26 protein-coding genes are annotated in these 25,496 nt (G+C 71.2%); 14 read left to right on the forward strand and 12 right to left on the reverse strand.

What is annotated here, in order from left to right:
* Positions 1-39 precede the first annotated feature (39 nt).
* The 3 genes from KIK05_RS24255 to KIK05_RS24265 are packed head-to-tail and all read left to right on the forward strand — an operon-like array spanning position 40 to position 3,508.
* Positions 40-984: an NAD(P)/FAD-dependent oxidoreductase gene (locus KIK05_RS24255; RefSeq protein ID WP_214413105.1), complete on the forward strand. Its 945-nt coding sequence runs from the start codon at positions 40-42 to the stop codon at positions 982-984.
* A 2-nt stretch (positions 985-986) separates the two neighbouring features.
* Entirely contained in the window at positions 987-2,426 is a 1,440-nt protein-coding gene (locus tag KIK05_RS24260; protein ID WP_214413106.1) for an MDR family MFS transporter, read from the forward strand.
* Positions 2,423-3,508, forward strand: coding sequence for a cytochrome P450 family protein (locus tag KIK05_RS24265; protein ID WP_214413107.1), 1,086 nt, complete (start codon positions 2,423-2,425; stop codon positions 3,506-3,508). The genes KIK05_RS24260 and KIK05_RS24265 overlap by 4 nt, the downstream gene beginning before the upstream one ends.
* Here the strand turns inward: KIK05_RS24265 and KIK05_RS24270 are convergent.
* A complete protein-coding gene (locus tag KIK05_RS24270) occupies positions 3,505-4,788 on the reverse strand; it encodes an MFS transporter (RefSeq protein WP_308250086.1) in 1,284 nt (427 codons plus the stop codon). The two genes, KIK05_RS24265 and KIK05_RS24270, sit on opposite strands and share 4 nt — an antisense overlap.
* A 117-nt stretch (positions 4,789-4,905) precedes the next feature.
* Between KIK05_RS24270 and KIK05_RS24275 the strand changes: the two genes are divergently transcribed.
* Complete coding sequence (locus KIK05_RS24275; protein WP_308250087.1) at positions 4,906-5,274, forward strand: ArsR/SmtB family transcription factor; 369 nt, start codon at positions 4,906-4,908, stop codon at positions 5,272-5,274.
* 65 nt (positions 5,275-5,339) lie between these two features.
* Complete coding sequence (locus KIK05_RS24280) at positions 5,340-5,588, forward strand: hypothetical protein (protein WP_214413109.1); 249 nt, start codon at positions 5,340-5,342, stop codon at positions 5,586-5,588.
* 57 nt (positions 5,589-5,645) lie between these two features.
* Here the strand turns inward: KIK05_RS24280 and KIK05_RS24285 are convergent, their stop codons facing one another.
* Positions 5,646-6,239 (reverse strand): hypothetical protein, encoded by a 594-nt coding sequence (locus tag KIK05_RS24285; RefSeq protein WP_214413110.1) that lies wholly within the window; start codon positions 6,237-6,239, stop codon positions 5,646-5,648.
* Between the two features lie 352 nt (positions 6,240-6,591).
* Here KIK05_RS24285 and KIK05_RS24290 point away from each other — a divergent pair, with 352 nt between their 5' ends.
* Positions 6,592-7,347 carry a hypothetical protein gene (locus KIK05_RS24290; RefSeq protein ID WP_214413111.1) on the forward strand — a complete coding sequence of 252 codons (756 nt, stop codon included), beginning with the start codon at positions 6,592-6,594 and terminating at the stop codon, positions 7,345-7,347.
* Positions 7,348-7,740: 393 nt separating this feature from the next.
* Here the strand turns inward: KIK05_RS24290 and KIK05_RS24295 are convergent, their stop codons facing one another.
* Positions 7,741-7,944 (reverse strand): DUF397 domain-containing protein, encoded by a 204-nt coding sequence (locus tag KIK05_RS24295; protein ID WP_214413112.1) that lies wholly within the window; start codon positions 7,942-7,944, stop codon positions 7,741-7,743.
* A complete protein-coding gene (locus KIK05_RS24300; RefSeq protein WP_214413113.1) occupies positions 7,934-8,758 on the reverse strand; it encodes a helix-turn-helix domain-containing protein in 825 nt (274 codons plus the stop codon). The genes KIK05_RS24295 and KIK05_RS24300 overlap by 11 nt, the downstream gene beginning before the upstream one ends.
* Positions 8,759-9,564: 806 nt before the next feature.
* On the opposite strand from KIK05_RS24300, the gene KIK05_RS24305 reads away from it, so the two are divergent.
* Complete coding sequence (locus tag KIK05_RS24305; RefSeq protein WP_250563331.1) at positions 9,565-10,599, forward strand: zinc-binding dehydrogenase; 1,035 nt, start codon at positions 9,565-9,567, stop codon at positions 10,597-10,599.
* A gap of 242 nt (positions 10,600-10,841) precedes the next feature.
* Here the strand turns inward: KIK05_RS24305 and KIK05_RS24310 are convergent, their stop codons facing one another.
* A complete protein-coding gene (locus tag KIK05_RS24310) occupies positions 10,842-11,750 on the reverse strand; it encodes a zinc-binding dehydrogenase (RefSeq protein ID WP_214413114.1) in 909 nt (302 codons plus the stop codon).
* Positions 11,751-11,839: 89 nt separating this feature from the next.
* Here KIK05_RS24310 and KIK05_RS24315 point away from each other — a divergent pair, with 89 nt between their 5' ends.
* Positions 11,840-12,400 (forward strand): TetR/AcrR family transcriptional regulator, encoded by a 561-nt coding sequence (locus KIK05_RS24315; protein WP_214413115.1) that lies wholly within the window; start codon positions 11,840-11,842, stop codon positions 12,398-12,400.
* 26 nt (positions 12,401-12,426) lie between these two features.
* On the opposite strand, the gene KIK05_RS24320 is transcribed toward KIK05_RS24315, so the two are convergent.
* Positions 12,427-13,083, reverse strand: a complete 657-nt coding sequence (locus KIK05_RS24320) for a response regulator transcription factor (protein WP_214413116.1) — start codon at positions 13,081-13,083, stop codon at positions 12,427-12,429.
* Complete coding sequence (locus KIK05_RS24325; RefSeq protein ID WP_308250088.1) at positions 13,047-14,525, reverse strand: sensor histidine kinase; 1,479 nt, start codon at positions 14,523-14,525, stop codon at positions 13,047-13,049. Before KIK05_RS24325 ends, KIK05_RS24320 begins: the two co-directional genes overlap by 37 nt.
* Positions 14,526-14,726: 201 nt before the next feature.
* On the opposite strand from KIK05_RS24325, the gene KIK05_RS24330 reads away from it, so the two are divergent.
* From KIK05_RS24330 to KIK05_RS24340, 3 genes are all read left to right on the forward strand, one after another.
* Entirely contained in the window at positions 14,727-15,164 is a 438-nt protein-coding gene (locus KIK05_RS24330; RefSeq protein ID WP_214413117.1) for a hypothetical protein, read from the forward strand.
* Positions 15,165-15,257: 93 nt separating this feature from the next.
* Complete coding sequence (locus tag KIK05_RS24335; RefSeq protein ID WP_250563332.1) at positions 15,258-16,268, forward strand: alpha/beta fold hydrolase; 1,011 nt, start codon at positions 15,258-15,260, stop codon at positions 16,266-16,268.
* A gap of 285 nt (positions 16,269-16,553) precedes the next feature.
* Positions 16,554-17,888 carry an alkyl sulfatase dimerization domain-containing protein gene (locus tag KIK05_RS24340; protein ID WP_214413118.1) on the forward strand — a complete coding sequence of 445 codons (1,335 nt, stop codon included), beginning with the start codon at positions 16,554-16,556 and terminating at the stop codon, positions 17,886-17,888.
* Here KIK05_RS24340 and KIK05_RS24345 read toward each other — a convergent pair.
* Positions 17,870-18,697 carry an LLM class F420-dependent oxidoreductase gene (locus KIK05_RS24345; protein ID WP_214413119.1) on the reverse strand — a complete coding sequence of 276 codons (828 nt, stop codon included), beginning with the start codon at positions 18,695-18,697 and terminating at the stop codon, positions 17,870-17,872. The two genes, KIK05_RS24340 and KIK05_RS24345, sit on opposite strands and share 19 nt — an antisense overlap.
* Positions 18,698-18,817: 120 nt before the next feature.
* Here KIK05_RS24345 and KIK05_RS24350 point away from each other — a divergent pair, with 120 nt between their 5' ends.
* Genes KIK05_RS24350 through KIK05_RS24360 form a run of 3 tightly spaced genes read left to right on the forward strand, consistent with a single transcriptional unit; the run spans position 18,818 to position 21,781 of the window.
* Positions 18,818-19,624 (forward strand): alpha/beta fold hydrolase, encoded by an 807-nt coding sequence (locus tag KIK05_RS24350; RefSeq protein ID WP_214413120.1) that lies wholly within the window; start codon positions 18,818-18,820, stop codon positions 19,622-19,624.
* A gap of 10 nt (positions 19,625-19,634) precedes the next feature.
* A complete protein-coding gene (locus KIK05_RS24355; protein ID WP_214413121.1) occupies positions 19,635-20,882 on the forward strand; it encodes an LLM class flavin-dependent oxidoreductase in 1,248 nt (415 codons plus the stop codon).
* Between the two features lie 14 nt (positions 20,883-20,896).
* Positions 20,897-21,781 carry a TIGR03619 family F420-dependent LLM class oxidoreductase gene (locus tag KIK05_RS24360; RefSeq protein WP_214413122.1) on the forward strand — a complete coding sequence of 295 codons (885 nt, stop codon included), beginning with the start codon at positions 20,897-20,899 and terminating at the stop codon, positions 21,779-21,781.
* Here the strand turns inward: KIK05_RS24360 and KIK05_RS24365 are convergent.
* The 4 genes from KIK05_RS24365 to KIK05_RS24380 are packed head-to-tail and all read right to left on the reverse strand — an operon-like array spanning position 21,768 to position 25,445.
* Positions 21,768-22,166: a DUF3037 domain-containing protein gene (locus tag KIK05_RS24365; protein ID WP_214413123.1), complete on the reverse strand. Its 399-nt coding sequence runs from the start codon at positions 22,164-22,166 to the stop codon at positions 21,768-21,770. The genes KIK05_RS24360 and KIK05_RS24365 overlap by 14 nt on opposite strands.
* Positions 22,163-22,918, reverse strand: coding sequence for a HipA family kinase (locus KIK05_RS24370; RefSeq protein ID WP_214413124.1), 756 nt, complete (start codon positions 22,916-22,918; stop codon positions 22,163-22,165). Before KIK05_RS24370 ends, KIK05_RS24365 begins: the two co-directional genes overlap by 4 nt.
* Positions 22,919-22,974: 56 nt before the next feature.
* On the reverse strand, positions 22,975-23,817 hold the full coding sequence (locus KIK05_RS24375; RefSeq protein ID WP_214413163.1) for a GNAT family N-acetyltransferase: 843 nt from the start codon (positions 23,815-23,817) through the stop codon (positions 22,975-22,977).
* A 47-nt stretch (positions 23,818-23,864) separates the two neighbouring features.
* The gene (locus KIK05_RS24380; protein ID WP_214413125.1) at positions 23,865-25,445 is read right to left on the reverse strand and encodes an alpha/beta hydrolase; all 1,581 of its coding nucleotides are present in this window, start codon (positions 25,443-25,445) and stop codon (positions 23,865-23,867) included.
* Positions 25,446-25,496: the final 51 nt, after the last annotated feature.

The following is a 25,496-nucleotide window of genomic DNA, read 5'->3' on the forward strand; positions in this document are numbered from 1 at the left end:
TTGTCTCCGCGTCAAGCGATCAACGCTCATGGAGGCAAGATGTTCGACGTCGTCATCGTCGGCGCCGGCCCGGCCGGCACGGCCGCGGCCCTGACCCTGGGACGGGTCCATCGCACGGTGCTCCTGCTCGACTCCGGGGAGGGCCGCAACGCCCCGGCCGAGAACGTTCACAACTTCCTGACCCGGGACGGCACGCCGCCCGCCGAGTTGCGCAAGCTCGGCCACGAGGAACTGGCCGCCTATCCGTCCGTCACGGTACGGAACGAGGCGGTCGGCGACGTGCGCGTCCTGGACGGCGGTGGCTTCCTGGTGGAGCCTTCCGGCGGCGGCACGGCACAGGCACGGCGGCTCCTGCTGGCCACGGGACTGGCCGACCAGCTTCCCGGCCCTCGCGGGGTGGAGGCGCTGTGGGGCCGGTCCGCGTTCCACTGCCCCTACTGCCACGGGTACGAGTGCACCGGCGAGCGGGTCGCGGTGATCGGCGCGGAGCCGGCCCGCATACGGCTGGCGCTGCAGCTGAGCCGCTTCGCCGCCGACGTCGTGCTCTGCACCGACGGCGAGCCGCTCGGCCCGCCGTCGCGCGCGAAGCTGGAGCGCAACGGCGTCGGCGTGCGCTGTGAGACCATCGCCCGCCTGGAGGGGACGGACGGACGGCTCGAGCAGGTCGTCTTCGAAAGCGGCCCGCCGATGCTCAGGGACGCGGTGTTCGTCGTCAACGTGCCGCGTCAGCGCTCCGACCTTGCCGCCCGTCTCGGCTGCGCGTCATTCGCCGACGGGTGTGTGGAGGTGGACGAGTTCGGCCGGACCAGCGTGCCCGGGGTGTACGCGGCCGGGGACATGGCGCGGCGTGCCACCGTCCCGATGCCGATGGCCGCCGTGATCGCCGCCGCCGCGAGCGGCACCGTGACCGGAGGGGCCATCGACCAGGACCTGCTGTGCGCCGACTTCGACCTGCCCGACCCGCTCGCCCGGGCGAAGGGGTGAGCATGGCGTCCGCGAACCTCACCCAGGCCCGGCCTAGGGCGGGTGGCAATGTGCCGCTCGCCACGGCCGGCCTCCTGATCGGCATGCTGCTGTCGGTCCTGGACCAGACGGTGGTGGCCATCGCCCTGCCCGACATCGCCACCGACCTGGGCGGCATGAACGCGATCGGCTGGATCGTCACTTCCTACGTGCTGGCCTCCACCGCGACCGGCGCGCTGTACGGCCGCCTCAGCGACCGGTTCGGCCGGCGAACCGTCTTCATCACCGCGGTCGCCGTCTTCGTCGCGGGCTCGGCGCTGTGCGGCCTGGCCCAGACGATGCCCCAGCTGATCGCCGCCAGGACCGTGCAGGGCATCGGCGCCGGCGCGCTGTTCGTGCTGCCCACGATCACGCTCTCGGAACTGTACCCACTGCGTCTGCGCAGCAGGATCCAAGGTTTCACCGGCGGCGTCTTCGCGATCGCCAGCGTCGGCGGCCCGCTCGCCGGCGGCGCCATCACCGACGCCTGGGGCTGGCGCTGGATCTTCTACATCAACCTGCCTCTCGGCCTGCTCAGTATGGCGCTCATCGCGTTCGCACTGCGGTCGCCCGGGTCCGGCGGGGACGGCAAGGTCGACCTACCGGGAGCCGCGCTGGTGACCGGCGCGATCGTGGCCCTGCTGCTGGTGGGCGAGTGGGGCGGCCGGACCTACGCCTGGACCTCCGGCGTGATCGTCGCGCTGGCCGGGGCGTTCGCCCTCCTGCTCGCCCTGTTCCTCTGGCGGGAACGACGCGCGGTCGACCCACTGCTCCCGCTGCGGCTGTTCGCCGAGCCCGCCCTGCGCGTCGCGCTCCCCGCCACCGCGCTGCTGGGTGCGCTGCTCGGTGGATCGGTCGTCTACCTGCCCACCTATCTGCAGGACGCGTACGGCATGGGCGCCACCCAGGCGGGCCTGGCGCTCAATCCGTACGTTCTGACGTTCATGGTGGTCTCCTTCCTCTCCGGCGCCCGAATCGGCGCCAGTGGCCGGTTCAAGCCTTATCTGATCGCGGGCTCGGTGATCGCGGTGCTGGGGTTCGCGCTGCTGAGCCGGCTCACTCCCGGCACTCCCTACGTTCTGCTGGCCGCGGAGATCGGCCTGCTGGGTGCGGGCTTCGGGCTGCTGATGCAGAACCTGGTGGTCGTCGCACAGAACGCGGCCTCCCCCGCGGATCTGGCCGCGACCACCTCCGCCGCGGTGTCCGTCCGCGGGCTGGGCCTCTCGCTCGGCGTGGCGGTCTTCGGCAACCTCCTCACCCGGCGACTGCAGGGTCACGCCGCGGGCCCGCGGGCGACGTCCGCGGCCATTTCCGACGTCCTCTTCTGGGGCGCCCCGGCCGCCGCCGTCCTGGTGGCGCTGATGGTCTTGCTGCCCCGGACGGTGAACCACCACCCCACAGCCTCAGGAGACGCACCGTCATGAGCACCGGCGACCAGACCGTCGTGATCGAGGGATACGAGGCCGTACGCGCTCTGCTGGCCGACGCGAGACTCTCCAGCGCGCCGGCCCACGGACAGCAGGGCTTCGGCGGCCGGCACATGCTCAACTCCGACCCACCCGATCACACCCGGCTCCGCAAACTGACGCAGAAAGCATTCACGGCACGGCGGGTGGAAGCACTCCGGCCACGCATCCAGGAGATCACCGACGCGCTGATCGGCGACATCTCCCCACTAGGGAAAGCGGACCTGATCGGGGACGTGGCCTTCCCTCTTGCCACCACTGTCATCTGTGAGCTTCTCGGGGTTCCGCCGAGCGACCGGTACAGGTTCGGAGACTGGTTCACCGCTGCTCTCACACCGGCGGACGCCCCCGACGCGGCCACCATCGTCGGCCGGGCCCTCCGGACGCTCGACGCCTACATACAGACGTTGATCGACACCAGGCGGAACTCTGCCGAGGATGCCGGCTCCGACCTGCTCACCGGCCTCATCCAGGCCAGGGACGGCGATGACGCCCTGAGCGAGCAGGAACTCGTGGCCACCGTGTTCCTGCTGCTCGGAGCCGGCCACGAGACCACCGTCAACCTGATCGGCAACGGCATGCTGGCGCTGCTCACCAACCCCGATCAGTACCGGCTCCTCAAGGACCGGCCTGAGCTGTTGCCCTCCGCCGTCGAGGAGTTCCTGCGCCTGGACGGACCGGTACAGCACGCCACACCGCGCACCGCGCTCGAAGAGGTGAAGGCCGACGGCATCGTGATCCCCGCCGGCAGCCGCGTCATCCTGAAGATCGCCGCAGCCAACCGCGACCCGGTCGTCTTCCCCGAACCCGATCGTCTCGCCCTCCACCGCACAGGCCCTTCCCACCTGGCATTCGGTCACGGTATCCACCACTGCCTCGGCGCTCCCCTCGGCCGCCTCGAAGCCCGGATCGCCATCGGCACCCTGCTCACCCGGCTACCCGACCTCCACCTGGACGGCCCGGCCACCGGTCTACGCTGGAAACGAGGTGACTTCCTCCGTGGCCTCGAAGCACTGCCTGTGCGATTCACCGCCGTCTAGCACTCGCCTCCCCCGTGGCGAGAGCCACCATCGCCGCGCTCCTGGCCGTTCCGGCCCATGCCGAGGACCACGAGGCCGCCGATGACCGCCAGGCCCAGCAGAACGGCGCCGAAGACGGTGGCGCCGCCGGTGAGGCCGATGGCGTCGCTGAGGTAGCCGGCCGCGACGGGCAGGGCGCCGGCGGGCAGGTAGCCGCCGACGTTGAGGGCGGCGTTGGCCTCGGCCAGATGCTGCGGCGGGACGCCTGTGTTGAGCAGGGACAGCCCGCCGAGCTGCCCCATGCCCTGCCCGGCGCCGGCCAGCAGGGCGGCGGCGACGAGCATCGGGACGGACGAGGCGTTCACGGCGGCGACCAGGGCCGCCATGCTGATCGTGGTGCTCACCGCGCCCGCGATGAGGATGGTGCGCCGGCGCAGCCTCTGGACGGCGAGCTGCACCCCGGTGGCGGCGAGGAACATCACGAACGCCATGGCGCCCGCGACGACGCGGCTGGTGGTGCCCAGCAGGCCGGACAGCAGCGAGGGCCCCAGGGACAGCACGAACGAGGTCGCGGTGATGCCCGGGGCGAACACGGCGACGCCGAGGATGAGCTGCCGGCCGTTGCCATGGGGGACGCGCGGCAGGCGTACCCAGGCCCCCGTGCCGGGCGTGGCCGGGCGCGGGACGGGCATGCGCCGGACCGCGAGGACGGCGGTGACCAGCAGCACGGTCTCGACGGCGAAGACGGTGACGGTCGGGCCGGGCAGGAGCTCGGACAGCACACCGGCCAGCAGCGGTCCGAGTCCCGCCCCGAAGACCATGGAGCAGGAGGCGAGCAGCGCGGCGAGCCGTTTGCGGGCCGGCCCGGCCACGTCGGTGACCGCCGCCATGCCGGCCGAGACGACGGCGCCGACGGCGACGCCCGTGAACAGGCGGGCCACGATCAGCGCGGCCACACTCGACGCGGTCGCGAAGATCCCGGAGGCGGCGAGGGCGAGGGCGAGCGCGGGCAGCAGCACCCGCTTGCGTCCGAGCCGGTCGGACACCACGCCGGAGACGAGCAGGGAGCCGAGCAGCCCGGCGATGTAGCAGGCGAAGATCACGGTGAGCGTGCCCCTGGAGAACCCGATGTCGCGCTGCCACAGCACGTACAGCGGGGTCGCCGCGTTGGACAGCACGAACACGGCGGTGACCGGCCAGGCGGCCAGCCATACCCACCAGGTCGGAGCCGGGGAGGCCCCGGGACGCTCGCCCGCGGCGGCGCGGATCGCCTCCTCGGCCATGATCCGGCTATCTGACACGGCATCCTCCCAGCACGACGACAGTACGACTTGACTCGAATAAGTACGAGCGGAGTCGAACATAACATGCTGTACGATTGGAGTCGTACAAGGGGACCGCGAAGGAAGGAGCCGCCGGTGCCGACCGTGGCCGCCGTCAAGGAACTACCGGAGCCTCCCGGCCTCCCCCAGCCGCTGCCCGAACCGGCGCTGGAGGAGCTGCGTCTGGAGACGGTGATGGGCGCGCTGAGCGACCCGCTGCGCATGCGCATCGTGCAGAAGCTGCTGCTGGAGCGCGAGCAGTTCGACCACCCCTGCGGCTGGTTCGGCCTCGACCGCCCGAAGTCGTCGCTCACTCACCACTTCAAGGCGTTGCGCGAGGCCGGCATCATCAGGCAGCGCCAGTACGGCCTGGAGCGCCGCAGCCACGTCCGCGTCGCCGACCTCGACACCCGCTTCCCCGGCCTGCTGGCCCTGGTGACGGCCTGGACCCCGGCCCCCCGCTGACCGCGCCGCCGTCATCGCGTGGCTCCTGCGAGATTGAACCGTGGCCGTACGCCGCGGGGACGGCCGTGCCGCTGGGCGCCGACGTATGGCTGTACCTGGCTTTCGACGACGATCGCCGGCACCTGCCCGTTTCGGGCGGGCTACCCGACGAGGTCTACCGCGACGACCCCCCGCCGCGGCTGCCGTTCGACGCGTTCCGGCCCGACGTGGACGTGTTCCTCATGACGCTGGCACGGCTGCCGGAGGTCCGCCGGCCATGGCTCCGGGCGATCTATGACCAGGTGAGGGAACACCGATACAGTCACCCGTTCTAGAGATCAGCCGGCGGTGGGGAGTGCCTGCCGACACCGCGGGTGCCGGCAGGCGGTTGGTCAGGAGACTCTGTCGAAGCGGAACGAGGTGCGGCCGTTGGCGTCGGTCCAGACGTCGGCCGCGTTCGCCACGCCGGTGTTGTCGTTGCGCTGGACCTCCAGGCGGATCGTCGTGGGACCGCTCACGGTGACGAGCTCGCTGATCGGAGCGGTCACGTTGCCGCCGACGGCCCCGGCCGCCAGAAGGGTGTTGTCGTAGACCTGGTTGAGGATGCGCTCGCTGTTCGGCAGGGCGGCGCCGGAGGTGACGTCCCAGAGACGGCCGACGATGTACACGTTGACGGGCGGAAGCCCGGTGAGCCGTGTCCGGACGTTCAGATCGAGCGCGTACGTTCCGGCCTGGGGCAGAGTCACCTCCAACCCGGTGTTGACCCACGTGCCCGACACGGTGGGCAGGAGGTTGACGCGCGCGGGCAGATAGGCGATGCCCGAGGGCCAGGCCAGCTGATGGTGCTCAGTGGAGGGGACCGGGACCGGGTCCGCGGCTGCCGCCGCCGGCATGGCGGCACCACCGATCGCCAGGACGGCGGCGCCCGCGGCGATCAGGCATGCCCGCCTGCTCGAGATGAAGGCCTTGCCACAAAGATTGGACAAACTGAACTCCCACAGCTCGGGTTGCAGAGTTGACCGTGCACATCACACGGCCCGATTCACGGCCGCGTACGACCCACGTCAGGGGGAACCGGTCCATGAGCTGAGCGGCCCGCCACAGGCACGGGCACATACAGCGGCGGTACGGGTCGTCACACGAGCGCGATCATTCTCTGCGGGTCGGAGCGGGAGCGGGCTCGCCGTACGTATGTGTCGGGCCTCGAAAAGGTAAACGATCAATGCGGCGATGCGGCTGGTGATCTTCCAAAATACGTTGAGGCGGGAGCGAAAGCGGCGGTGGAGCGGCTTGGATGGGGGCCCTGACACACGACGACGATGAAGAGGTGAGCGCCCGATGAGGCGACATGCGGTGCTGTGCATGCCGCTGGTGACGGTGTCGGTGCTGATGGGGGCGGCGGGGCCCGCCGCGGCCCAGAGTCCTGCCGAGGTCGCCACTCCTGACGCGGCGAGGCGGGCGACCGGTGACTACGGCCAGTACTCGCGGATGTTCGAGCGCAGCGCCGGGCAGTACTGGGCCGACGGGAAGGCCGCCGGGCAGTGGGCGTGGAAGCCGCTGTCCAGCACGGTGTCGGAGATCAGCTGGGGCGACCCGGCGCAGTGGCCCCCGGACTACGCGGAGAAGTTCGTCCACAGTGGCGAGTGGGTGATGCTCGACGGCTGGCGAGGAAACGGCACGTACTACACCCTCAGGGTGACCAAGGAACAGATCGGCAACGCGAGCTGCGGCGACCTGCGCACCCTGGCCACCTCCGGGCGTCAGCACTACGTGAAGTGGGACATTCCCGCGCAGGGGTACTGCCTGAAGGCCTGGGGCACGCTCACGGAGAAGTCGTCAGGGAAGGTGGTCCAGTTCGGGCACACGCAGATCTGGTCGCCGCCCGCGCCCTGTTCCAACCCTCATCTCGGCGCGCAGACCTGCATCAAGCAGTGGGAATCCTGGTGGGACGACAAGGACGCCCCCGGCAAGCCGATCACCAGGAAGCTGGACCGCGACCAGCTCATCGCCCGCGGCCACGGCATGGCGTTCTCCATCCACCAGTACTTCCCGAAGCCCTGGCAAGCCGACGCCAAGTCCTACTGGAACTGGTAACCCGGCACAAAGAACCCGGCACCACCGCACGACGCCCCTCTCCGCCCCCGCAGACCCTCAAAACCGGCACCGCGACGGCGGGAAGGATGCACGGCGAAACCAGTCCCGCCCCACAACACCGTCCCCGCCCATCACAGCGCTTTCAAACCCGGCGCCGCGACGGCAGGGGACGGTCCAGCCCCGCCGCACAACACCCTCCCCGCCCATCACGGGACTTTCACAACCGGCCCGCGACAGCGGGGGACGATCCAGCCCCGCCGCACGGCACCCTCCCCGCCGATCACGGGGCTTACACAACCGGCGCCGCGACGGCGGGAAGAAGGTACGGCGAAACCGGCGCCGCCGTACGGCGAGGACCTGGCGAGGGATCGGTGCCGTGCCAGGCAGGAAAGGTCAGGTGTTGAAGTGGCCACCCTTGATGCCGCTAAGGAACGTCGCCCACTCCCCCGGTGCGCAGGTCAAAGCCGAGCCCGCCAAATCCTTGCTGTCGCGGACACCGACGACACCGGGAAGGTTCGAGGCAACCTCCACACACTCACCTGCATCGGCGCTGAAGCTGCTCTTGCGCCACGACGCGCCCCGAAGATCACGTATCAATGTGGTTCACCGCTTCCTCTATGAGCCGGAGTGACTGCTTGAACGGTACGGCTTCTGCCCTGATCGCGTCATAGCGCCGGAGCAACTCCATCAGCACCTGAGGATCGTCCAGTGTGCGCCCTACCGGTTGAACGTCCACGTATGCGGCGTACACGTGGTTGTTCCGTTCGGCGATGATGAAGCCGCCCTGTAGCCCGCAATGCGGCCGGGCCTCGTAAGGGACGATCTGGATCGTCACATTGGGGAGCTGAGCGATCTCCAGCAGGTAGCGCAGTTGCTCCCGCATGATCTCGGGGCTCCCGACAGGATGGCGGATGACATCCTCGTCGAGGATCACATGGAACACTGGCGGATTCTCTCGGTGGAGGATCGCCTGCCTTTGTAGGCGATTCGTGAGCTTTTCCTCAAGCTCCTCGTCGGTAATGCCCGGCCAGCTGGCCAGCACAGCCCGCGCATACGCCTCCGTCTGCAGCAGACCTGGGATGACCATGGGCTGCCACGTCCGTAGGCAGTGGGCGCGTGCTTCCTCGTCCAGCCAGGACAGGAGGTACTGCGGCGCCCTGTTCCGGACGATGCCCAAGTACAGCCTCGTCATGACGCCGTCGAGGCCGAAGACCTGGTCGCAGAGTTTTGCGAAGTCCTCCGACGGGGGCCTTTTGGCCTGTTCGACCATGTTGACCATGGAGTCGGAGTACTTGAGGCGGGCTCCGAGTTGCCGCTGGGTGAGCTTCGCCGCCTGACGAAGGCGTTGCAGCTCGAACGCGAACTGGGCGAGCGGGGACTCGTAAGGGTCTCTTTCGCGGTTGGGGGGCACGTTTCACCTACCTGTCCGAAAAATCAGCGCTTAAGAGGATTAGCCGGTTCGCTTACACGGCTGTGAGCACATGTGACCCGGTACCGCTGCTGACGATGCGCTCTCAACGTCATTCTGAGGACCGGATGACGACCGCGCACGGGTTTTCAAAAAGAAAGACAGGTGAAAGAAGAAAGCCGCTACCGGAAGGGCTGAAGCCCTCGCAGCACACCCCTCCACCTCCTCATACGTATATACGCATACGACAGGTGAACCACAGCGGGCAGAGCGCGCACGACCCGTACACGCGCCGCTCGTTCGCGCATTCATACGGGACATGGAGTCGTTCAATTCAAAGGGTGGGGCCACCTCTTGGCCACGACAGAAACCGGACGGAATGTCACACCGGCAGCCGGATTTCGAGCCGTACCAGGAGGCCTCGGGCGCGCGAATCGCCTGGGGGGCCCTGTCGCACCCCTGAACGCCGGTCCCTGGCACAGCGCGGTCTGCCATGGTCCGGGCCCCGCTGGCAGGGTTGATGTGTCACGGCCGCCCGACCGGAGAGGAGACACCAGCATGCGGACCACACCATCGGGCGCCGACCGCCCCAGGCCGGGGCCTGGCCGCCGCCCGCACCGCGGGAACCACCGCCCGCGCCGCAGGAACGGCCGCCCGTGCCGCGGTTCGAGATACCGGAACGGCCCGGTCGGTGTCACCGGCTTGGGAGGCATGGGCATGACGTCGAGCCCACGGGACGACTCCCCTCAGGACGCCCTGCCCGCCCCCGTCGGCGGCCGCCACTGATCCATCCCGAAGGAAGAAATTCGATGCGAGCGACTTTGATGTACGGCGCCGGTGACGTGCGCGTGGAGGACGTCCCCGACCCGAAGATCCAGAACCCGACCGACGCCGTCGTGCGCGTGGTGCGTTCGTGCGTCTGCGGTAGCGACCTGTGGCCGTACGGGTCGATGCCGGCCGCCGAGCAGGGCAGGCGCATGGGGCACGAGTTCCTCGGCGTCGTGGAGGACATCGGCTCGGAGGTGTCCGGGTTGAAGCGTGGCGACCTGGTCGTCGCGCCGTTCGTCTGGGCGGACGGCACCTGCGACTTCTGCGCCGAGGGCCTGCACCCGTCCTGCCGTAACGGTGGCCGTTACGGTTTGGACGGCGTGGACGGCGGCCAGGGCGAGGCCGTGCGGGTGCCGCAGGCCCAGGGGACGCTGGTGAAGCTGCCCGTAGGCGAGGACTCCGCGCTGCTGCCCTCGCTGCTCACTTTGTCCGATGTGCTCTGCACGGGCCACCACGGCGCGGTGACGTCCCGGGTCGGGCCCGGGACGTCCGTGACGGTGGTCGGCGACGGCGCGGTGGGGCTGTCGGCGGTGCTGGCCGCCAGGCGGCTGGGCGCCGAGCGGATCATCCTGATGGGCCGGCACAAGGACCGCACCGACCTGGGCCGCGAGTTCGGCGCCACCGACGTGATCGCCGAGCGCGGCGAGGAGGCGGTCGAGCGGGTGCGGGAGCTGACCGGCGGCGACGGGACGCACGCGGTGGTGGAGGCCGTCGGCACCGAGCAGTCGATGGACGTGGCGCTCGGCGTGGTGCGCGCCGGCGGCGCGATCAGCAGGCTGGGCGTGCCGCAGTACAACGAGGTCCCGTTGGGGCGCGACACCTTCATGCGCAACATCACCGTCACCGGCGGCCCCGCGCCCGCCCGCGCGTACATCGAGGAGCTGCTTCCCGACATCCTCGACGGGAAGATCGAGCCGGGCCGGGTGTTCGACCGTACGGTCGGCCTGGAGGAGGTGCCGGACGGCTACCGCGCGATGGCGGCCCGCGAGGCGCTGAAGGTGCTCATCCAGCCCTGAGGCACGTGAGCCGGCCCCGCTTGCGGCGGGGCCGGCGACGATCAGTCGACCATGACCAGCTTGCCCGGAGCTGGGCGGGCCCGCGACGATCAGTCCAGGTCCATGACCAGCCTGCCCGGAGTCGGGCAGGCCCGCGACGATCAGTCCAGGTCCATGACCAGCCTGCCCGGAGTCGGGCAGGCGGGCGACGATCAGTCCAGGTCCATGACCAGCCTGCCCGGAGTCGGGCAGGCGGGCGATGGTCAGTCGAGGTCCATGACCGCCTTGCCCGGAATGCGGCGGCCGAACAGGGCCTCGACGGCCTCGCCGAACCTCGTCCAGCTCCCGCGCCAGCCCACCCCCGGGTCCAGGACGCCACGAGCGGTCAGGTCGACGAGAGTGGCCAGGTCGGGGCCGGGTTCGGCGGCGTCGCCGAACGAACGCAGCGACTTGGCCGCCCCGAGCGCGAAGATCGAGTTCGGTGGGAACACCGCCGGCTCGCCGGACGCCCAGCCGATGCTCTCCAGTACCCCGCCCGGCTTGAGCAGGCCCCACGCGGCGACCAGGTGCGCTCCCCCGACGTTCTCCAGCACCACGTCCACCGGCTCCGTGACCGTGTCGAGCCCGACCACCACCTCGTCCGCCCCCAGCGCCGCCAGCCCCTCCCCGCGGGCGGGCGATCCGACTGACGCGACGACGTACGCGCCGGCATGCTTGGCGAGCTGGACGGCCGCCCGGCCGACACCGCCCGAGGCCCCGGTGACGAGCACCCTGCGGCCGAGGACGAGACCCGCGTCACGCAGGGTCCGCAGCGCGGTGATCCCGACCAGGGGCAACGCCGCGGCGGCGGCGAGGTCGACCTTCTCCGGGACGACCGCGACACTGTCCGTGCCGAACACCGCTCGCTCTCCCCACGCTCCCGGGCCGAACGCCACCACCCGCTCGCCCACGGCGGGACCGCTGCCGTCCTCGGCGGCCTGGACGACGTACCCGGCCGCGTCGTACCCGAGCACCGTCCCGGCGGGCTGGAAGCCCAGGTGACGGACCTCCCCGAAGTTGACGGACGCGTGCCGCACCTCCACGGTCACCTGGTCCGGGGCCGGGACCGGCTCGGGGGCCTCGGCGTGGCGGTACCCCTCGGTCGTCTCGGGGGCGGAAATCAAGGCGCGCATGACAGAACCTCCACGGATATCCGGACCGACAGTCCGGATGTGTGCAGGCGATACTATACGGACCAACAGTCCGATTACCAGGAGACGCCATGGCACCCGAACGCGCCGACGCCGCCCGCAACCGGCAGGCGATCCTCCGGGCGACCGAGGAACTGCTCACCGCCCACGGCCCCGACCATGTCTCCCTCGACCGCGTCGCCCAGGTCGCGGGGGTGGGCAAGGGCACGGTGTTCCGGCGGTTCGGCAGCCGTACCGGGCTGTTCCAGGAGCTGCTCGCCGAACGGGCGGCCCGCATCCGCGACGCGATCGAGAACGGCCCGGTCCCCCTTGGGCCCGAGGCGCCGCCCCGCGACCGCCTCCTCGCCTTCCTCGACGAGCTCGCCGAACTGGCCGCGCGCAACATCGCCCTGTTCGCCGCGCACGAGCAGGCCTGCGCGACCGACAAGCACCAGGACCCGACCTACCGCCTCTGGCACGAGCACGTGACCGGGCTGATCGCCGAGATCCGCCCCACGGCCGACGCGGACTTCCTCGCCCACGCGCTGCTCGGCTGCTTCGACGGGGACCTGGTGCGCGAGATCACCTCCAACGGGGGCGTCACCCGCCTGCGCGCCGCTCTCCGCGAGCTGGCCACCGCCGTCATGTCGTGACGACCGAGAACAGCGCCGCAGGCCTGTCACCGGTCGGTCGTGCCGTTGAGGTAGGCGAGGACGGCGAGGACCCGCCGGTTGGTGTCGTTGGACGGGGCGAGGTCGAGCTTGGCGAAGATGCCGGTGGTGTACTTGCTGACCGAGCCCTCGCTCAGGCAGAGCCGCTGGGCGATCACGGTGTTGGAGTGCCCCTCCGCCATCAGCGCGAGGACGTCCAGCTCCCGAGGGTTCAGGCGGGACAGCGGCGTGCCGGCGGCGGTGCCGGCCAGGAGCTTGGAGATCACCTCGGGGTCCATCGCCGTGCCGCCGGCGGCCACGCGGCGCACCGCCTCGACGAACTGCTCGGCGTTGAACACGCGGTCCTTGAGGAGATAGCCCACCCCTCCGGTGCCGTCGGCGAGCAGCTCCCGGGCGTAGAGCTGCTGGACGTACTGCGACAGCACCAGCACGGGCAGGCCGGGAACGCGGCGGCGCGCCTCCAGCGCCGCGCGCAGGCCCTCATCGGTGAACGTCGGCGGCAGCCGCACGTCGACCACGGCGACGTCGGGCCGCTGGTCGGCCAGGGCCCGTTCGAGCTCGGGACCGCTCTCGACGGCCGCCACCACCTCCAGACCGTGAGCCGCCAGCAGCCGGGACAGGCCGTCTCTCAGGAGGTAGAGGTCCTCGGCGAGGACAACGCGCACGGAATCTCCATCATCACTCTGGTGGGACCGCCGCGAGGGCTGTCCACGGTCACATTTCCATCGAAGACGCCCAGCCGGCGCCGTACGCCCTGCAGTCCACCGCCACACGCCGGATCAGCGCCACCCCGGCCGTCGTCGGCCACCGCGATGCGCAGCCGCTCTCCGTCGTGCCGGACGGTCAGCTCGACGTGCGTCGCCCCGGAATGGCGTGCGGCGTTGGTGAGCAGTTCCGACACGGCGAAGTACGCCGCCGACTCGAGCGGCGGCTCGGGGCGGCCTGCCATGTCCACCTCGACGCTCACCCGGAGCGGGGCCTCCAAGGCCAGCAGGCGCAGCGCGTCACCGAGACCGCGTTCGGCCAGCACGGGCGGATAGATGCCGTGCACCAGGTCGCGCAGCTCGCCCAGCGCTTTGGCGGAGCTCTCGCGGACCTCGGCGACCAGCGCGGCGGCGGCATCCGGATCGCTCCTGATCAGCTGCTCGGCCGCCCCGAGCGTCATGCCCATCGCCACCAGCCTGGCCTGCGCTCCGTCGTGCAGATCGCGCTCGATGCGGCGTAACTCCGCGGCCTGCGCGTTGACCGCGTCGGTCCGCGTCTCGGTGAGACGCTCCACACGGCGCGCCAGCCACGCCTGACGGGTCGGTGCGAGCACGGCGTGCGTCCATCGCCCGTGCATGCGCAGCAAGGACGGCGCGATCGCCACCCCCAGCAGCGCGATCACCACCCCCAGCAGCACGGTCACCACCCCAACCGCCGCGGCCGGCACTCCGAACAGCGCGGCACCCCCGACCGACACTCCCGGCGACCCGGCGCCCCCAGACGGCACTCCATACAATGCCGCGCCCCCGACCGACACTCCGGGCAATCCGGCGGTCCCGGCCGACAGCACGGACACTCCGGCCGGCACGGCAGGCACTCCGGCCGCCGCCACCCCGGCCGGCATGGCGGCTATGAATGGGACGGTCGTGCCGGTCCACGGCATGGCCAGGCCGTAGGCCACCAGGCCGGCGGGGAGCAGGGCGAGCAGGCCTCCGATCAGCGGGTCCGTCGCCAGCCAGAGCAGGTCACGCCAGGTCGCCGGGTCGCGGACCAGCCAGTTGAACATCAGGGAGACCCTCGCGACCCACCGCGAGTGGTGGTAGTCGTACCCCGTCCAGTACCAGCCGTGCGCCACCCGTTGCAGGGCCGGACGCGGCAGGTACGGCGCCGGTATCTCGATGCCGCCCCACCGGCCGTTCAACCTCCTGGTGAGACCGGCCAGCCACCGCCCGCCGAGCACCGTGACCGCGAGCGCAGGCGAGATCGCGCCGGCGTAACCGGTGACCACGACGAGCACCGGCAGCCCGGCGAGCATCGCGGCCACAGGCTTCAGGCCGCCGAGCAGCAGCCCATGCCCCAACGCCCCGAGGTGCCGGGCAGCCCGCGCTCCTACCTTTCCCACGCGCCCAAGTGTCCCGCCTGCCGGCCTCCGATCACACCCGGCTGGACCCAGACTCGGGTGGGGCCAGCCCCACCGAAGACGGGGTCTGGCGGGATTACGGCGGACCCGTGGTGGTCCCTACCGTCGACACGTGCTCCCTACCGTCGACACCGTTCGACTCTCCCGGTCGGCGACCGCTCATCCCCAGAAAGGCCTTTGATCATGAATGCTCAGGACGTCCGTGCTTCCGCGACACCGGCGCCCGCGCCCAGCGTGCCGACGGGGCCCGCCATCCGCCGGGTCTTCGTCCTGCTCTACGTCAACTGCGTGCTCAGTGCCGGGTTGCTCGGGGCGGTGTGGCTGCTGCGAGACGGCCTCGACCCCGTGGTGTGGATCCGCGCCGCCGGGGTGACGGTCCTGGCGCTACTCTGCCTGCGCTGGGCCGGCCGGCTCCGCGCCGGGAGGCGTTCGGCCTACCTGCGCATGCTGTGGGTCTCGATCGCCGGCCCGATCGGCATCGCGGCGCTGGTCTCGCTCCCCGGGCCGTACCCCGTCTGGGTCCGCGTCGAGCAGGGCGTCCAGGGGCTGGTGCTGCTCGCGGTCGCCTGGGCCGTCACCCGCCCGGAGATCCGCGCCCACGTGCCCCGCAAGTCCCGCTGACCGCCCCCGATCATCCGATTTCCGCCTGTCCCAAGGCTGCCCGCCGCGATCCAGACGGCCGCCTACTTCGCCGATTGTCGAGAGGTACCCACCATGACCGATACGACCCGTCGCGCCATGTTGCGTCAGACCTCACAGGCCGCCCTGGCAGGCCTCCTGGCCACCGGGGCGCTCGCACCCAGCGCCCACGCCGACGCCGACGCCAAGGCCAACGCCCACGTCCACACCCACGCCGACCCCGACGCCGACGCCGACGCCGCACACCGCTGCAGGCCGACGTTCGTGCTCGTCCATGGCTCCAACGGCGGCTCCGGTTTCTGGGGGCCGATCATCGGCGAGCTCGCCGTGCTCGGGTACCGCGCCCTCGCGGTCGACCTGCCGGGGCACGGCCCGGCCGCCTGGTACCCCGCCTCCTACCAGTCACCCCAGGATCTCGGCACGTTCGCCACCGAACGCTCGCCGCTGGCCGATGTCACCCTCCAGGACTACGTCACCCACGTCACCGGCGTCGTACGACGGGCTGCGGCGCACGGGCCGGTGGTGCTGGCCGGGCACAGCCTGGGCGGAGTGACCATCACCGGAGTCGGCAACGCCGTACCCCATCTGATCAGCAGGATCGTCTACATCTCGGCATTCTGCTGCTCCACCCTGGGGAGCGTCCTTGAGTGTTACCAGTCGCCCGAGGGCCGCGACAGTCTGGTCCTCAAGGTGCCGCACGTCGGCGACCCCGCCAAGACGGGGGCCCTGCGGACGAACTGGCGTACGGCCGACCCCGGCTTCCTCGCCACGGTCAAGGCCGCCTTCCTCGCCGACGGCACCGACGACATGCTGCGCGTAGTGATCAACGAGTGCCAGCCGGACGAGCCGGTGTCGATATCGCTGGCCGAGGCGCGCATCGCCCCCGAGACCTGGGGCCGCATCGACCGCACCTATATCCGGCTCCGCCATGACCGGTCCCTGCCCCTCGCCCTGCAGGACCGCATGATCCGCGACGCCGACGCGCAGGCCCCCGGCCGGTTCCGGGTCGAGACCCTCGACACCAGCCACCTCGGCATCCTGTCCAAGGCACACGAGCTCGCCGGCCTCCTTGCCGGCCTCGCCTGACGGCCTCCGGCGTGTACGGCCTGATCGACATGGGAGCACTGCGAGCCCACCTGGTCGCGGCACCGCCGTCCCGATGGGACCACGGCGAGCCCACCTGGTCGCGGCACCGCCGTCCCGATGCGCGGGGCCGCGCGTGCCGGCCACCGACCGCGAACAGCCCTCGTCCAGACGTGCTCCCCGGCGACGCCTCGCGCGTTCCCATCGTCATCTCCTGATGGCAAAGACCTGGAGATGTAGGGAACTCCCTACTGCTGCTCGCGGGCCATCCGGGTCAGGCTTGACCGCATGACGTCACCGATCCTCGACCACGCTGACCGCGTATGGCGCGGGTCGGTGGCCCCGCAGGACGTACCACTGCGGGACCTGCGCTCGAGGGGGGTGCAGGAGGTGGCCGAGGGCGTGGTCATGTGGCCGGCCTTCGGCAATGTGTACGGCATTCGGGGCGATGGCGGCCTGGCTCTGTTCGACACGGGCAACACCGTGGACGCCTCCACCATGCACGCCGCCGTGCGCGCCTGGTCGGACGGGCCGGTTCGCTATGCGATCTTCTCCCACGGGCACGTCGACCATGTCGCGGGCATGGACCCGTTCGACGCCGAGGACGGCCCGCGGCCCCAGGTGGTCGCGCACGAGAACGTGCCCGCGCGGTTCGCCCGCTACGCCAGGACCGCCGGGTACAACACGGTGATCAACCAGCGGCAGTTCGGCTTCACCGGCCTGCGGTGGCCGACCTCCTACCGCCAGCCCGACCTGACCTACCGCGACCAGATGGCGCTCTCGCTGGGTGACGTGACCTTCCGGATGCGGCACGCGCGCGGCGAGACCGACGACGCGACCTGGGCGTTCCTGCCCGAACGCGGCGTGCTGCTGACCGGCGACCTGTTCGTCTGGGTCACGCCGAACGCCGGGAACCCGCAGAAGGCGCAGCGCTACCCCGACGAGTGGGCCGTCGCGCTACGCCGGATGGCGGCCCTGGACGCCGAGGTGCTGCTGCCCGGACACGGCCTGCCCATCGCCGGCGCGGCCCGCGTACGGCAGGCGCTCACCGACACGGCCGACTACCTCGACAGCCTCGTCGACCAGACGCTGGAGCTGATGAACGCGGGCGCCCGGCTCGACGAGATCATCCACGCCGTCCGGCCGCCACGGGAGCTCGCCGGGCGGCCGTACCTGCGGCCCGACTACGACGAGCCGGAGTTCGTGGTGCGCAACATCTGGCGGCTGTACGGCGGCTGGCACGACGGCAATCCGGCACACCTCAAGCCGGCGCCCGACGAGGTGCTGGCCGAGGCGCTCGCGGGTCTCACCGGGGGCGCCTCCGCGCTGGCCGCGCGCGCCGCCACGGCCGCCGCCGACGGCGACCTCCGCCTGGCCTGCCAGCTCGCCGAGCTCGCCATGCAGGCCGCCCCGGCGGACGCGCAGGTGCACGAGATCCGGGCGCGGGTCTACACGCTGCGCGTACGGCAGGAGACCTCGACCATGTCACGCGGCGTCTACACCTGGGCCGCCGCCGAGTCGCGCAGCGCGATCACCGGCGCCGACCTGCTGGACGTCTACCAGGAGATCGCGTCCGGGGCGATGTGGTGGGTGCCGCCTCCTTCTCACAGCAGCGACGCGTAGCGGTCGAGGACGGGCAGGACGACGTCGGAGGAGGCGCTGGGGAGTTGGCAGACGACCTCCTCGATGCCGAGCCCGGCGTAGTAGTCGAGCTTCTCCCGGCTCGGCACCGTCCCGAAGGGCACGACCGTGACGGTCCCGGGGTCGCGGCCGGCCTTGTCGTACGCCTCGCGCAGGGCCGGCAGGGCGTCCTTCACTCCCTTGCCGCCGATGGGCATCCACCCGTCGGCGTACTCGGCGACGTGCGCGAACAGCTTGGGCCCGGCGCCGCCGCCGATGTAGACCGGCGGGCCGGAGACCGGCTTGGGCCACGACCAGGACGGCTCGAAGCGCACGTGCCGCCCGTCGTAGCCGGCGACGTCCCCGCTCCACAGCGCCTTCATGGCCAGCACGTGCTCGCGGGCGACGTCGCGGCGGGAGCCGTACGGCACGCCGTGGTCCTCCATCTCCTCGACGTTCCAGCCGAACCCCACTCCGAGCGCGACCCGGCCGCCGGACAGGTGGTCGAGCGTGGCGACGGCCTTGGCGGTGACGATGGGGTCGCGCTGGGCGGCGAGGAGGATGCCGGTGCCGACGGTGAGGCGTTCGGTGACCGCCGCCGCGTAGGCCAGGGCGACCAGCGGGTCGAGGGTGCGCTTGTACTCCTCGGGCAGCGCCTCCTGCCCGGCGGGGGGCGGTGTGCGGCGGGAGATCGGGATGTGGGTGTGCTCGGGCACGTACAGCGAGGCGAGGCCGCGCTCCTCGGCCGCGCGCGCCAGGTCGGGGACCGGCATCGCCTGGTCGGTGGTGAACATCGTGACGCCCAGCCGCATGCGCCCATCCTCTCGCCGTGTCCATCGTGGGGCCAGCCCTCATGGCTAAACAAGCGATTGCTCGGTTAGCATTCCTAGGGTAGCTTGCCTGGCGGGAAGTCCTCAGCAGGAGGGGCGCTCATGGCATTCGCCGACGTCGACGGCGTGCGGTTGTTCTACACCGATGACGGCTCGTCCGACTCGGTGCTGCTGCTCGTCCACGGATGGGGCTCCGACTCCCACGAGTGGTCCCACCACATCCCCACGCTGAGGGAACGCCACCGCGTGATCGCCGCCGACCTGCGCGGGCACGGCTACTCCACCTGCCGTGACACCGGCAACACCCCGCGCCGCATGGCCGACGACCTCGCCGAGCTGCTGACCGGGCTCGGCGCCCCGCCGGTCGTCGCGGTCGGCCACTCGATGGGCGGGCAGGTGGTCTCCCACCTCGCCGTCGAGCACCCCGACCTCGTCCGCGCCCTGGTCACCGTCGACCCCGGGTACGGATTCGCCGGGCCGGTCGCCTCGGCGTTCCCCGCCATGGTGACGGCCCTGCGCGACGGCGACACCGGCGCGGTCGCCGTCGACATCGACCGCTGGTCGTACACCCCGGCCACCCCGGCGTGGATCAAGGAGTGGCACCGCCGCCGCACGCTCGCCACTCCCCCGCACGTGCTGGTGGAGGCGTTCGAGGCGATGTTCGCCGCGCCGGGCGCGATCGGGCTGCGCGCCGGCTCCGACGAGTACCTGGCGCGGCGGGACCACCCGGTGCTCAGTTTCTGGTTCGACCCCGCGCAGGCCGCCTGGGAGTCGGGGGTGTTCAAGGACCCCCGCTCGCGGGCCGTGGTCTGGGAGGGCAGCGGCCACCGGCTCCACGAGGAACGCCCGGCGGAGTTCCTCCTCGTCGTCGACAACTGGCTCAAGGCGCTCGCCGGCGCTCGTGCATGAGGAGTTTGCCGTGAAATTCGCAATAATGCTCAACCCGCAGATCCCCGGCTCCGGCTACAGCCAGGAGGAGAACGCCCGGGCGCGGCGGCCGATCGGACGCGACACCGAGTCGTACCAGAAGCTGCTGCACGAGGTCCGCGAGATCGCCGTCCACGCCGACCAGCTCGGCTTCGACGCCCTGATGATGACCGAGCACCACTTCCACTCCGAGGGGTTCGAGTTCTCGGTCAACCCGCTGATGGTCCTCACCGACCTCGCGGCGCGCACCGAGCGCATCCTGCTCGCGCCGCTCGGCCTGGTGCTGCCCGCCTGGGACCCCATCAGGGCGGCCGAGGACGTCGCCCTGCTCGACCAGTTCTGCAAGGGACGGCTGCGGCTCGGCGTCGCGCGCGGGTACCAGAACCGCTGGATGAACGTCCTCGGCCAGCGCTGGCACGCGGCGGCGGCCCGCTCGGACGGGTCGGCGTCCGACAACCGCAACTTCGACGTGTTCGGCGAGATCCTGCACATCATGAAGCTCGCCTGGACCCAGGAGACGCTCCGGTACAAGAGCGAGACGCTCGACTACCAGGTGCCCTTCCCCTACGACGGCATCGAGGGCTGGCCCGCGCTGGAGTGGACCAGGACCTTCGGCGCGCCGGGCGAGGTGTCCGACGACGGCAGGATCCAGGCCGTCGCCGTGTGCCCCAAGCCGTACCAGAACCCCCACCCGGAGCTGTGGCAGCCGTTCACGATCAGCGACCGCTCGGTGATCAGGGCCGCGCAGGAGAACATCATGCCGTGGATGTTCACCCCGAACCCCGACGAGCACGCCGCCAAGGCCAAGCTCTACCAGGAGGAGTCGGCCAAGTGCGGGCGTGACTACAAGCTGGGCGAGCACACCGGCATCCTCAAGGTCGTGGGCATGGCCGACACCCGCGAGGAGGCCATCGCGACCTACGGGCCCATGCAGAAGGACTTCGCGGCGTTCTTCGGCCCCTTCGGCTACCTGGAGGTCCTGCGCAAGCAGGAGGACGACAGGCACGTGCCGATCTCGCCGGAGAAGGGCGACTACAAGCGCATGAACGAGGTCGAGCTGGCCCTGCTGGGCACACCCGACGACGTCAAGCGCGGCATCCAGCGGATGCTCGACCGGATGCCCGACCTGGAGTGGTTCGGCCTGTTCATGCAGGGCCAGCAGGGAGTGCTGCCGCTCGACACGGTCAAGCGCAACCTGGAGCTGTTCGCCACCAAGGTCATCCCCGAGTTCACGGGCTGACGGCCTTGTCCGGGATGCGCTTCTGGCTGGGGGCGTCGTTCACCGACACCGACCAGTTCGTCGAGCTGGCCAAGGCGTCCGAGCGGTGCGGCTTCGACACGCTGACGCTGTCGGACCACATCTTCTACGCCGACTACAGCTCCCCCTACCCCTACTCCCGCACGGGACGGCCACGCTGGACCGCCGCGACACACTGGCCGGACGTCTGGGTGACGATCGGGGCGATGTCCGCCGTGACCGAACGGCTGCGGTTCGCCCCGAACGTGTACATCGCCCCGGCCCGCGACCTGTTCACCGTGGCCAAGCAGGTGTCCACGGCCGCCGTCCTGTCCCGCGACCGTGTGAGCTTCGGGGTCGGCGTGGGCTGGTGCGAGGACGAGTTCCTGCAGACCGGGCAGGACTTCCACACCCGGGGCAAGCGGCTGGACGAGATGATCCCGGTGCTGCGGGAGCTGTGGACGGGCGGCACGGTCGAGCACCACGGGAGGTTCTTCGACTTCGGGCCGCTGTCGATCGCGCCGACGCCGGGGCGCCCGGTGCCGTTCTTCGTGGGCGGGGACAGCGACGCGGCGCTGCGTCGCGCGGCCCGGCTCGGGGACGGGTGGATCGGCAACCGGGTCTACACCGAGGAGCAGCTGGACGACGTGCTGGCCCGGCTCCGCGGCCACCTGAAGGAGTACGGCAGGGCCGAGGACGCGCTGGAGATCGTCGCCGGCGTCGCGGCCCTGCCCGACCCGGCGACCTACCGCAGGATCGCCGAGAAGGGCGTCACCGGAACCCTGGCCGCCCCCTGGTGGCTCGCCACCCCCGAGGAGAAGGAACGGTACGGCGAGGGCGGCCTCGAACTCAAGATCGCCACCCTCGAACGCTTCGCCGAGGAGGTCATCACCCGGATGTAGCGGTGGTTCTCCGTACCAGGCGGCCGAGGAGGAGCTCGAGCTCGGCGGCCGGGTCGGCGGTGAGGCCCGCGTGGACGGGGCCGGTCTGGACGACCGTGCTCCGGGGGGCGGTCAGCCAGCGGAAACGGCTGCCGAGGGACTCGCGGCGCAGCGGGCCGGAGTCCTCGGTGCAGGCCCGCTCGTAGGCCGCCAGCGCCTGCCGGATGCCCGCGACGTCGGCCCTCTCGTCGAGCGCGAGCAGCCGCGCCTCGTCCAGCTCGACGCGGGCGCAGAGGTACCCGCACGGCTGGGAGTAGAGGATCACCCCCGCGTTGATCAGCTCGCCGCGTACCACGCACGGCACGACGCGGACCACGGCGTACTCGTAGACGTGCAGCTCGCTCATCGGGCGGCCACCTCCGGGAGCCAGGCGCGCGGGCCGTGGGCGCGGGCGAGCAGGTGGTCGACGTACGCCCGCCGCACCGCCGCGGCGTCGTCGAAGCCGGGCTCGCCGTCGAGCCACTCGTCGGGGACCAGGGCCACGACCTCGCGCAGCAGCCCCTCGGTGATCAGGCCGGGCAGCTCGGCGTCGGCCTCCTTCAGACGGGACGCGAACGGCGCGAACACGTGGTCGTCGGCCTTGAACGGGCGCTGCGGGTCGGCCGTACGCCAGTTGTGGTGGAACCACAGGGCGGCGCCGTGGTCGATCAGCCAGGTGTCGCCGTGCCAGACCAGGAGGTTGGGGTTGCGCCAGCTGCGGTCGACGTTGTGGACGAGCGCGTCGAACCACAGCACGCGTGAGGCGAAGCCGGCGTCGGGCGTCCAGGCGAGCGGGTCGAAGCCGAGCGCGCCGGGCAGGAAGTCGACGGCGAGGTTGTGGCCCTCGCTGGCGTTGAGGAGGTCCTGGATCTCCTGGTCGGGCTCGCGCGTCCCGATCTGCGGGTCGAGGTCGATGACCTTCAACTCGGGGGTGCGCATGCCGAGGCGTCGCGCCAGCTCCGCGCAGATGATCTCGGCGACGAGGACGCGTCGCCCCTGTCCCGCGCCGCGGAACTTCACCACATAGGTGCCGAGGTCGTCCGCCTCGATGACACCGGGCAGCGACCCGCCCTCCCTCAACGGGGTCACGTACCGCGTCGCGGTCACCTGTTCGAGCACCCGCCCAGGGTACCGGCGCCGCGCACCCCGCTCGTGCCGAGGGATCGGGCGAAGGGTCAGAACAGCACGGACATGAACGTGTCGACCTCTTTGAACCCCACCCGGCGGTAGGCCGCCCGCGCGGGGGCGTTGAAGTCGTTGACGTACAGCGACACCGTCGGGGCGAAGTGCCGCAGGGTCAGGTCGACGATCGCGGCCATGCCCGCCACGGCGTGTCCCTGACCGCGCCGCTCGGGATGCACCCAGACCCCCTGGATCTGGCAGACCTGCGGCGTCACCGCCCCGACCTCGGCCTTGAAGACCACCTGGCCGTCCTCGATGCGGGCGAAGGAACGGCCGATGCGGATCAGCTCGGCCACCCGCGAGCGGTAGAGCGCGCCGCCGTCGCCGAGGTCGGGCGAGATGCCGACCTCCTCGGTGAACATCGCCACGCAGGCGGGCAGCACGGTCGCGAACTCCTCGGGCCGGACCTGCCGCACGAGCGGATCGGCCGGCACCGGTGACGGCGAGGACGTCGCCATCACCGGCTGGGCCCAGCGGATCGCCCGCGCCGGGCCCCAGTGGGGCTCGAGCCGTTCCCACAGCTTCTCCACCGCGTCGACAGGGCCGACGATGGAGGAGCATCGGCGGCCCTGCCTGCGGGCACGCTCGGCGAAGGCCTGGACGGCCTCCGGCCCGGCGTTGACCGGGACGAGGTTGGCTCCGGCGTAGCACAGTGAGGTCATCGCGCCACGCGGGCCGAATCCCCACATCTGTCCGCCGAGCCTGGCCGGGTTGAGCCCGACGGACCGCACCCGGGAGGCGACGAAGACGTTGGCGACGGGGTCCGCGTCGAGGATGCCGAGCACCTCTTCGCGGTCCTGATCGTCGAGCACACGCGACGCCGATGTTCGCAGCATCACGGGCCCAGCCTACGCGACCGTCCCGATTTTGGAACGAACCGACCCTACTGGCCGAGAAGCGCGTTGGATGTGCGCAGACGATCAGGGGTCGACGCGAGCGGAAGGATCGGCCGTGGCTCGGGCGTCGTGCCGCAGACGGCGTCGGCCTGGCGCCCGGAGTGCCGGTCCGCCCCACCCGGGACGGTCGCGTCGCGCAGGTAGGCGAACACGTGCCGGTCGACGCAGGTGTTGCCGCTCAGGGACACGCCGTGGTTGCCGCCGGCCTCGGCGACCAGCCGGGCGCTCGGGAACAGCCCGCGCATGCGCAGCGCCCCCGCGTACGGCGTGGCGGCGTCCTGCTTCGACTGGATGAGCAGCATGGGCGGCAGGTGGGCGACGTCGCCGATGTGCGGCGCGGTGCCCCCCTTGACCGGCCAGAAGGCGCACGGGGCGTTGTACCAGGCGTTGGGCCAGGCCATGAACGGCGCCTTGGCGTTCACCTTCACGGTGTCGGACTGCCAGCGCGACCAGTCACGCGGCCACTCGGCGTCGCGGCACTGCACGGCGAGGTAGACGGCGTAGTTGTTCTCGGCCGCGGCGTCGTGGTCGACGAGCTGGCGGTAGGCCGCCATCAGGCCGTCCGGCTGCCCCTTCTTGGCCTGCAGCGAGAAGGCGGCGGCGAACAGCGGCCAGACCGCGTTGGTGTACCCGCCGACGGTGAAGATGTCGTCCAGCTCGCTCGGGCCCACCAGGCCGCCCGCGGGCTTGACCGCGAGGTGCTTGCGCATGGCGTACCAGGCCGACGACACCTCGTCCTCGGTGCGGCCGAGGTGGTACACGTCGTTGTGCCGGGCCACCCAGGCCAGGAACTCCCGGTGCCGGCGGTCGAAGCCGTAGTCCTGGGAGATGTTCGCGTCGTACCACACGCCCTCGGGGTCGACCACGCTGTCGAGCACCAGCCGCCGCACGTGGCTGGGGTACATGGTGGCGTACAGCGCGCCGAGGTAGGTGCCGTACGAGTACCCCATGTAGCTGATCTTCTGCTCGCCGAGCGCCTCCCGGATCACGTCCATGTCGCGGGCGGAGTTCTCGGAGGTCAGGTGCGGCAGCAGCCACCCCCAGCGCGCGCCGCACGCGTCGGCGTACCCCTTGGCGCGCGCCAGCAGGGGCGCCTGGGCCGCCTCGCTCAGCGGCACCTGGTCGGGCCGGGGCGCGGCGAAGAGCTTGTGGTAGTCGACGCAGGTCAGCGCCGGCTCGCTGGCGCCGACGCCGCGCGGGTCGAACCCGACCACGTCGTAGCGCGAGGCGATGTCCTTCGGCAGGGCTCCGGCGATGAACCGCGACAGCGCGATGCCGGACGCGCCGGGCCCGCCGGGGTTGACCAGCAGCACCCCCTGCCCCTGGCGGTCATGGGACGCCGAGCCCTTGATGCGGTTGAGCGCCAGCGTGATCGTCTGCCCGCCGGGCTTCGTGTAGTCGAGCGGCACCTTCACCGTCGCGCACTCGACAGTGCTGGTGCTCTTGGCTCCCGGGCACGAGGTCCACGCCACGGTGTCCCGTGGAACGGCCGACGCCCCCTGTGCTCCTCCCGTCAGGCTCGCGACCACCATCGTCGCACCGGCTATGACGCAGAAAACCCGCTTCACCCGTAACTCCCCCTGCTCCTTGTGGCAGAGGTGATGCTGCCGGATGCGGGC

Origin of the sequence: Sphaerisporangium fuscum (assembly GCF_018531465.1) — a bacterium.
Taxonomy (GTDB): Bacteria; Actinomycetota; Actinomycetes; order Streptosporangiales; family Streptosporangiaceae; genus Sphaerisporangium; species Sphaerisporangium fuscum.

Bases quoted from the DNA above. Each gene is read 5' to 3' on its own strand.
- KIK05_RS24255 (WP_214413105.1), top strand. From the start codon at position 40: ATGTTCGACGTCGTCATCGTCGGCGCCGGCCCGGCCGGCACGGCCGCG.
- KIK05_RS24260 (WP_214413106.1), top strand. From the start codon at position 987: ATGGCGTCCGCGAACCTCACCCAGGCCCGGCCTAGGGCGGGTGGCAAT.
- KIK05_RS24265 (WP_214413107.1), top strand. From the start codon at position 2,423: ATGAGCACCGGCGACCAGACCGTCGTGATCGAGGGATACGAGGCCGTA.
- KIK05_RS24290 (WP_214413111.1), top strand. From the start codon at position 6,592: ATGAGGCGACATGCGGTGCTGTGCATGCCGCTGGTGACGGTGTCGGTG.
- KIK05_RS24305 (WP_250563331.1), top strand. From the start codon at position 9,565: ATGCGAGCGACTTTGATGTACGGCGCCGGTGACGTGCGCGTGGAGGAC.
- KIK05_RS24310 (WP_214413114.1), bottom strand. From the start codon at position 11,750: ATGCGCGCCTTGATTTCCGCCCCCGAGACGACCGAGGGGTACCGCCAC.
- KIK05_RS24315 (WP_214413115.1), top strand. From the start codon at position 11,840: ATGGCACCCGAACGCGCCGACGCCGCCCGCAACCGGCAGGCGATCCTC.
- KIK05_RS24330 (WP_214413117.1), top strand. From the start codon at position 14,727: ATGAATGCTCAGGACGTCCGTGCTTCCGCGACACCGGCGCCCGCGCCC.
- KIK05_RS24335 (WP_250563332.1), top strand. From the start codon at position 15,258: ATGACCGATACGACCCGTCGCGCCATGTTGCGTCAGACCTCACAGGCC.
- KIK05_RS24340 (WP_214413118.1), top strand. From the start codon at position 16,554: ATGACGTCACCGATCCTCGACCACGCTGACCGCGTATGGCGCGGGTCG.
- KIK05_RS24345 (WP_214413119.1), bottom strand. From the start codon at position 18,697: ATGCGGCTGGGCGTCACGATGTTCACCACCGACCAGGCGATGCCGGTC.
- KIK05_RS24350 (WP_214413120.1), top strand. From the start codon at position 18,818: ATGGCATTCGCCGACGTCGACGGCGTGCGGTTGTTCTACACCGATGAC.
- KIK05_RS24360 (WP_214413122.1), top strand. From the start codon at position 20,897: ATGCGCTTCTGGCTGGGGGCGTCGTTCACCGACACCGACCAGTTCGTC.
- KIK05_RS24365 (WP_214413123.1), bottom strand. From the start codon at position 22,166: ATGAGCGAGCTGCACGTCTACGAGTACGCCGTGGTCCGCGTCGTGCCG.
- KIK05_RS24375 (WP_214413163.1), bottom strand. From the start codon at position 23,817: ATGCTGCGAACATCGGCGTCGCGTGTGCTCGACGATCAGGACCGCGAA.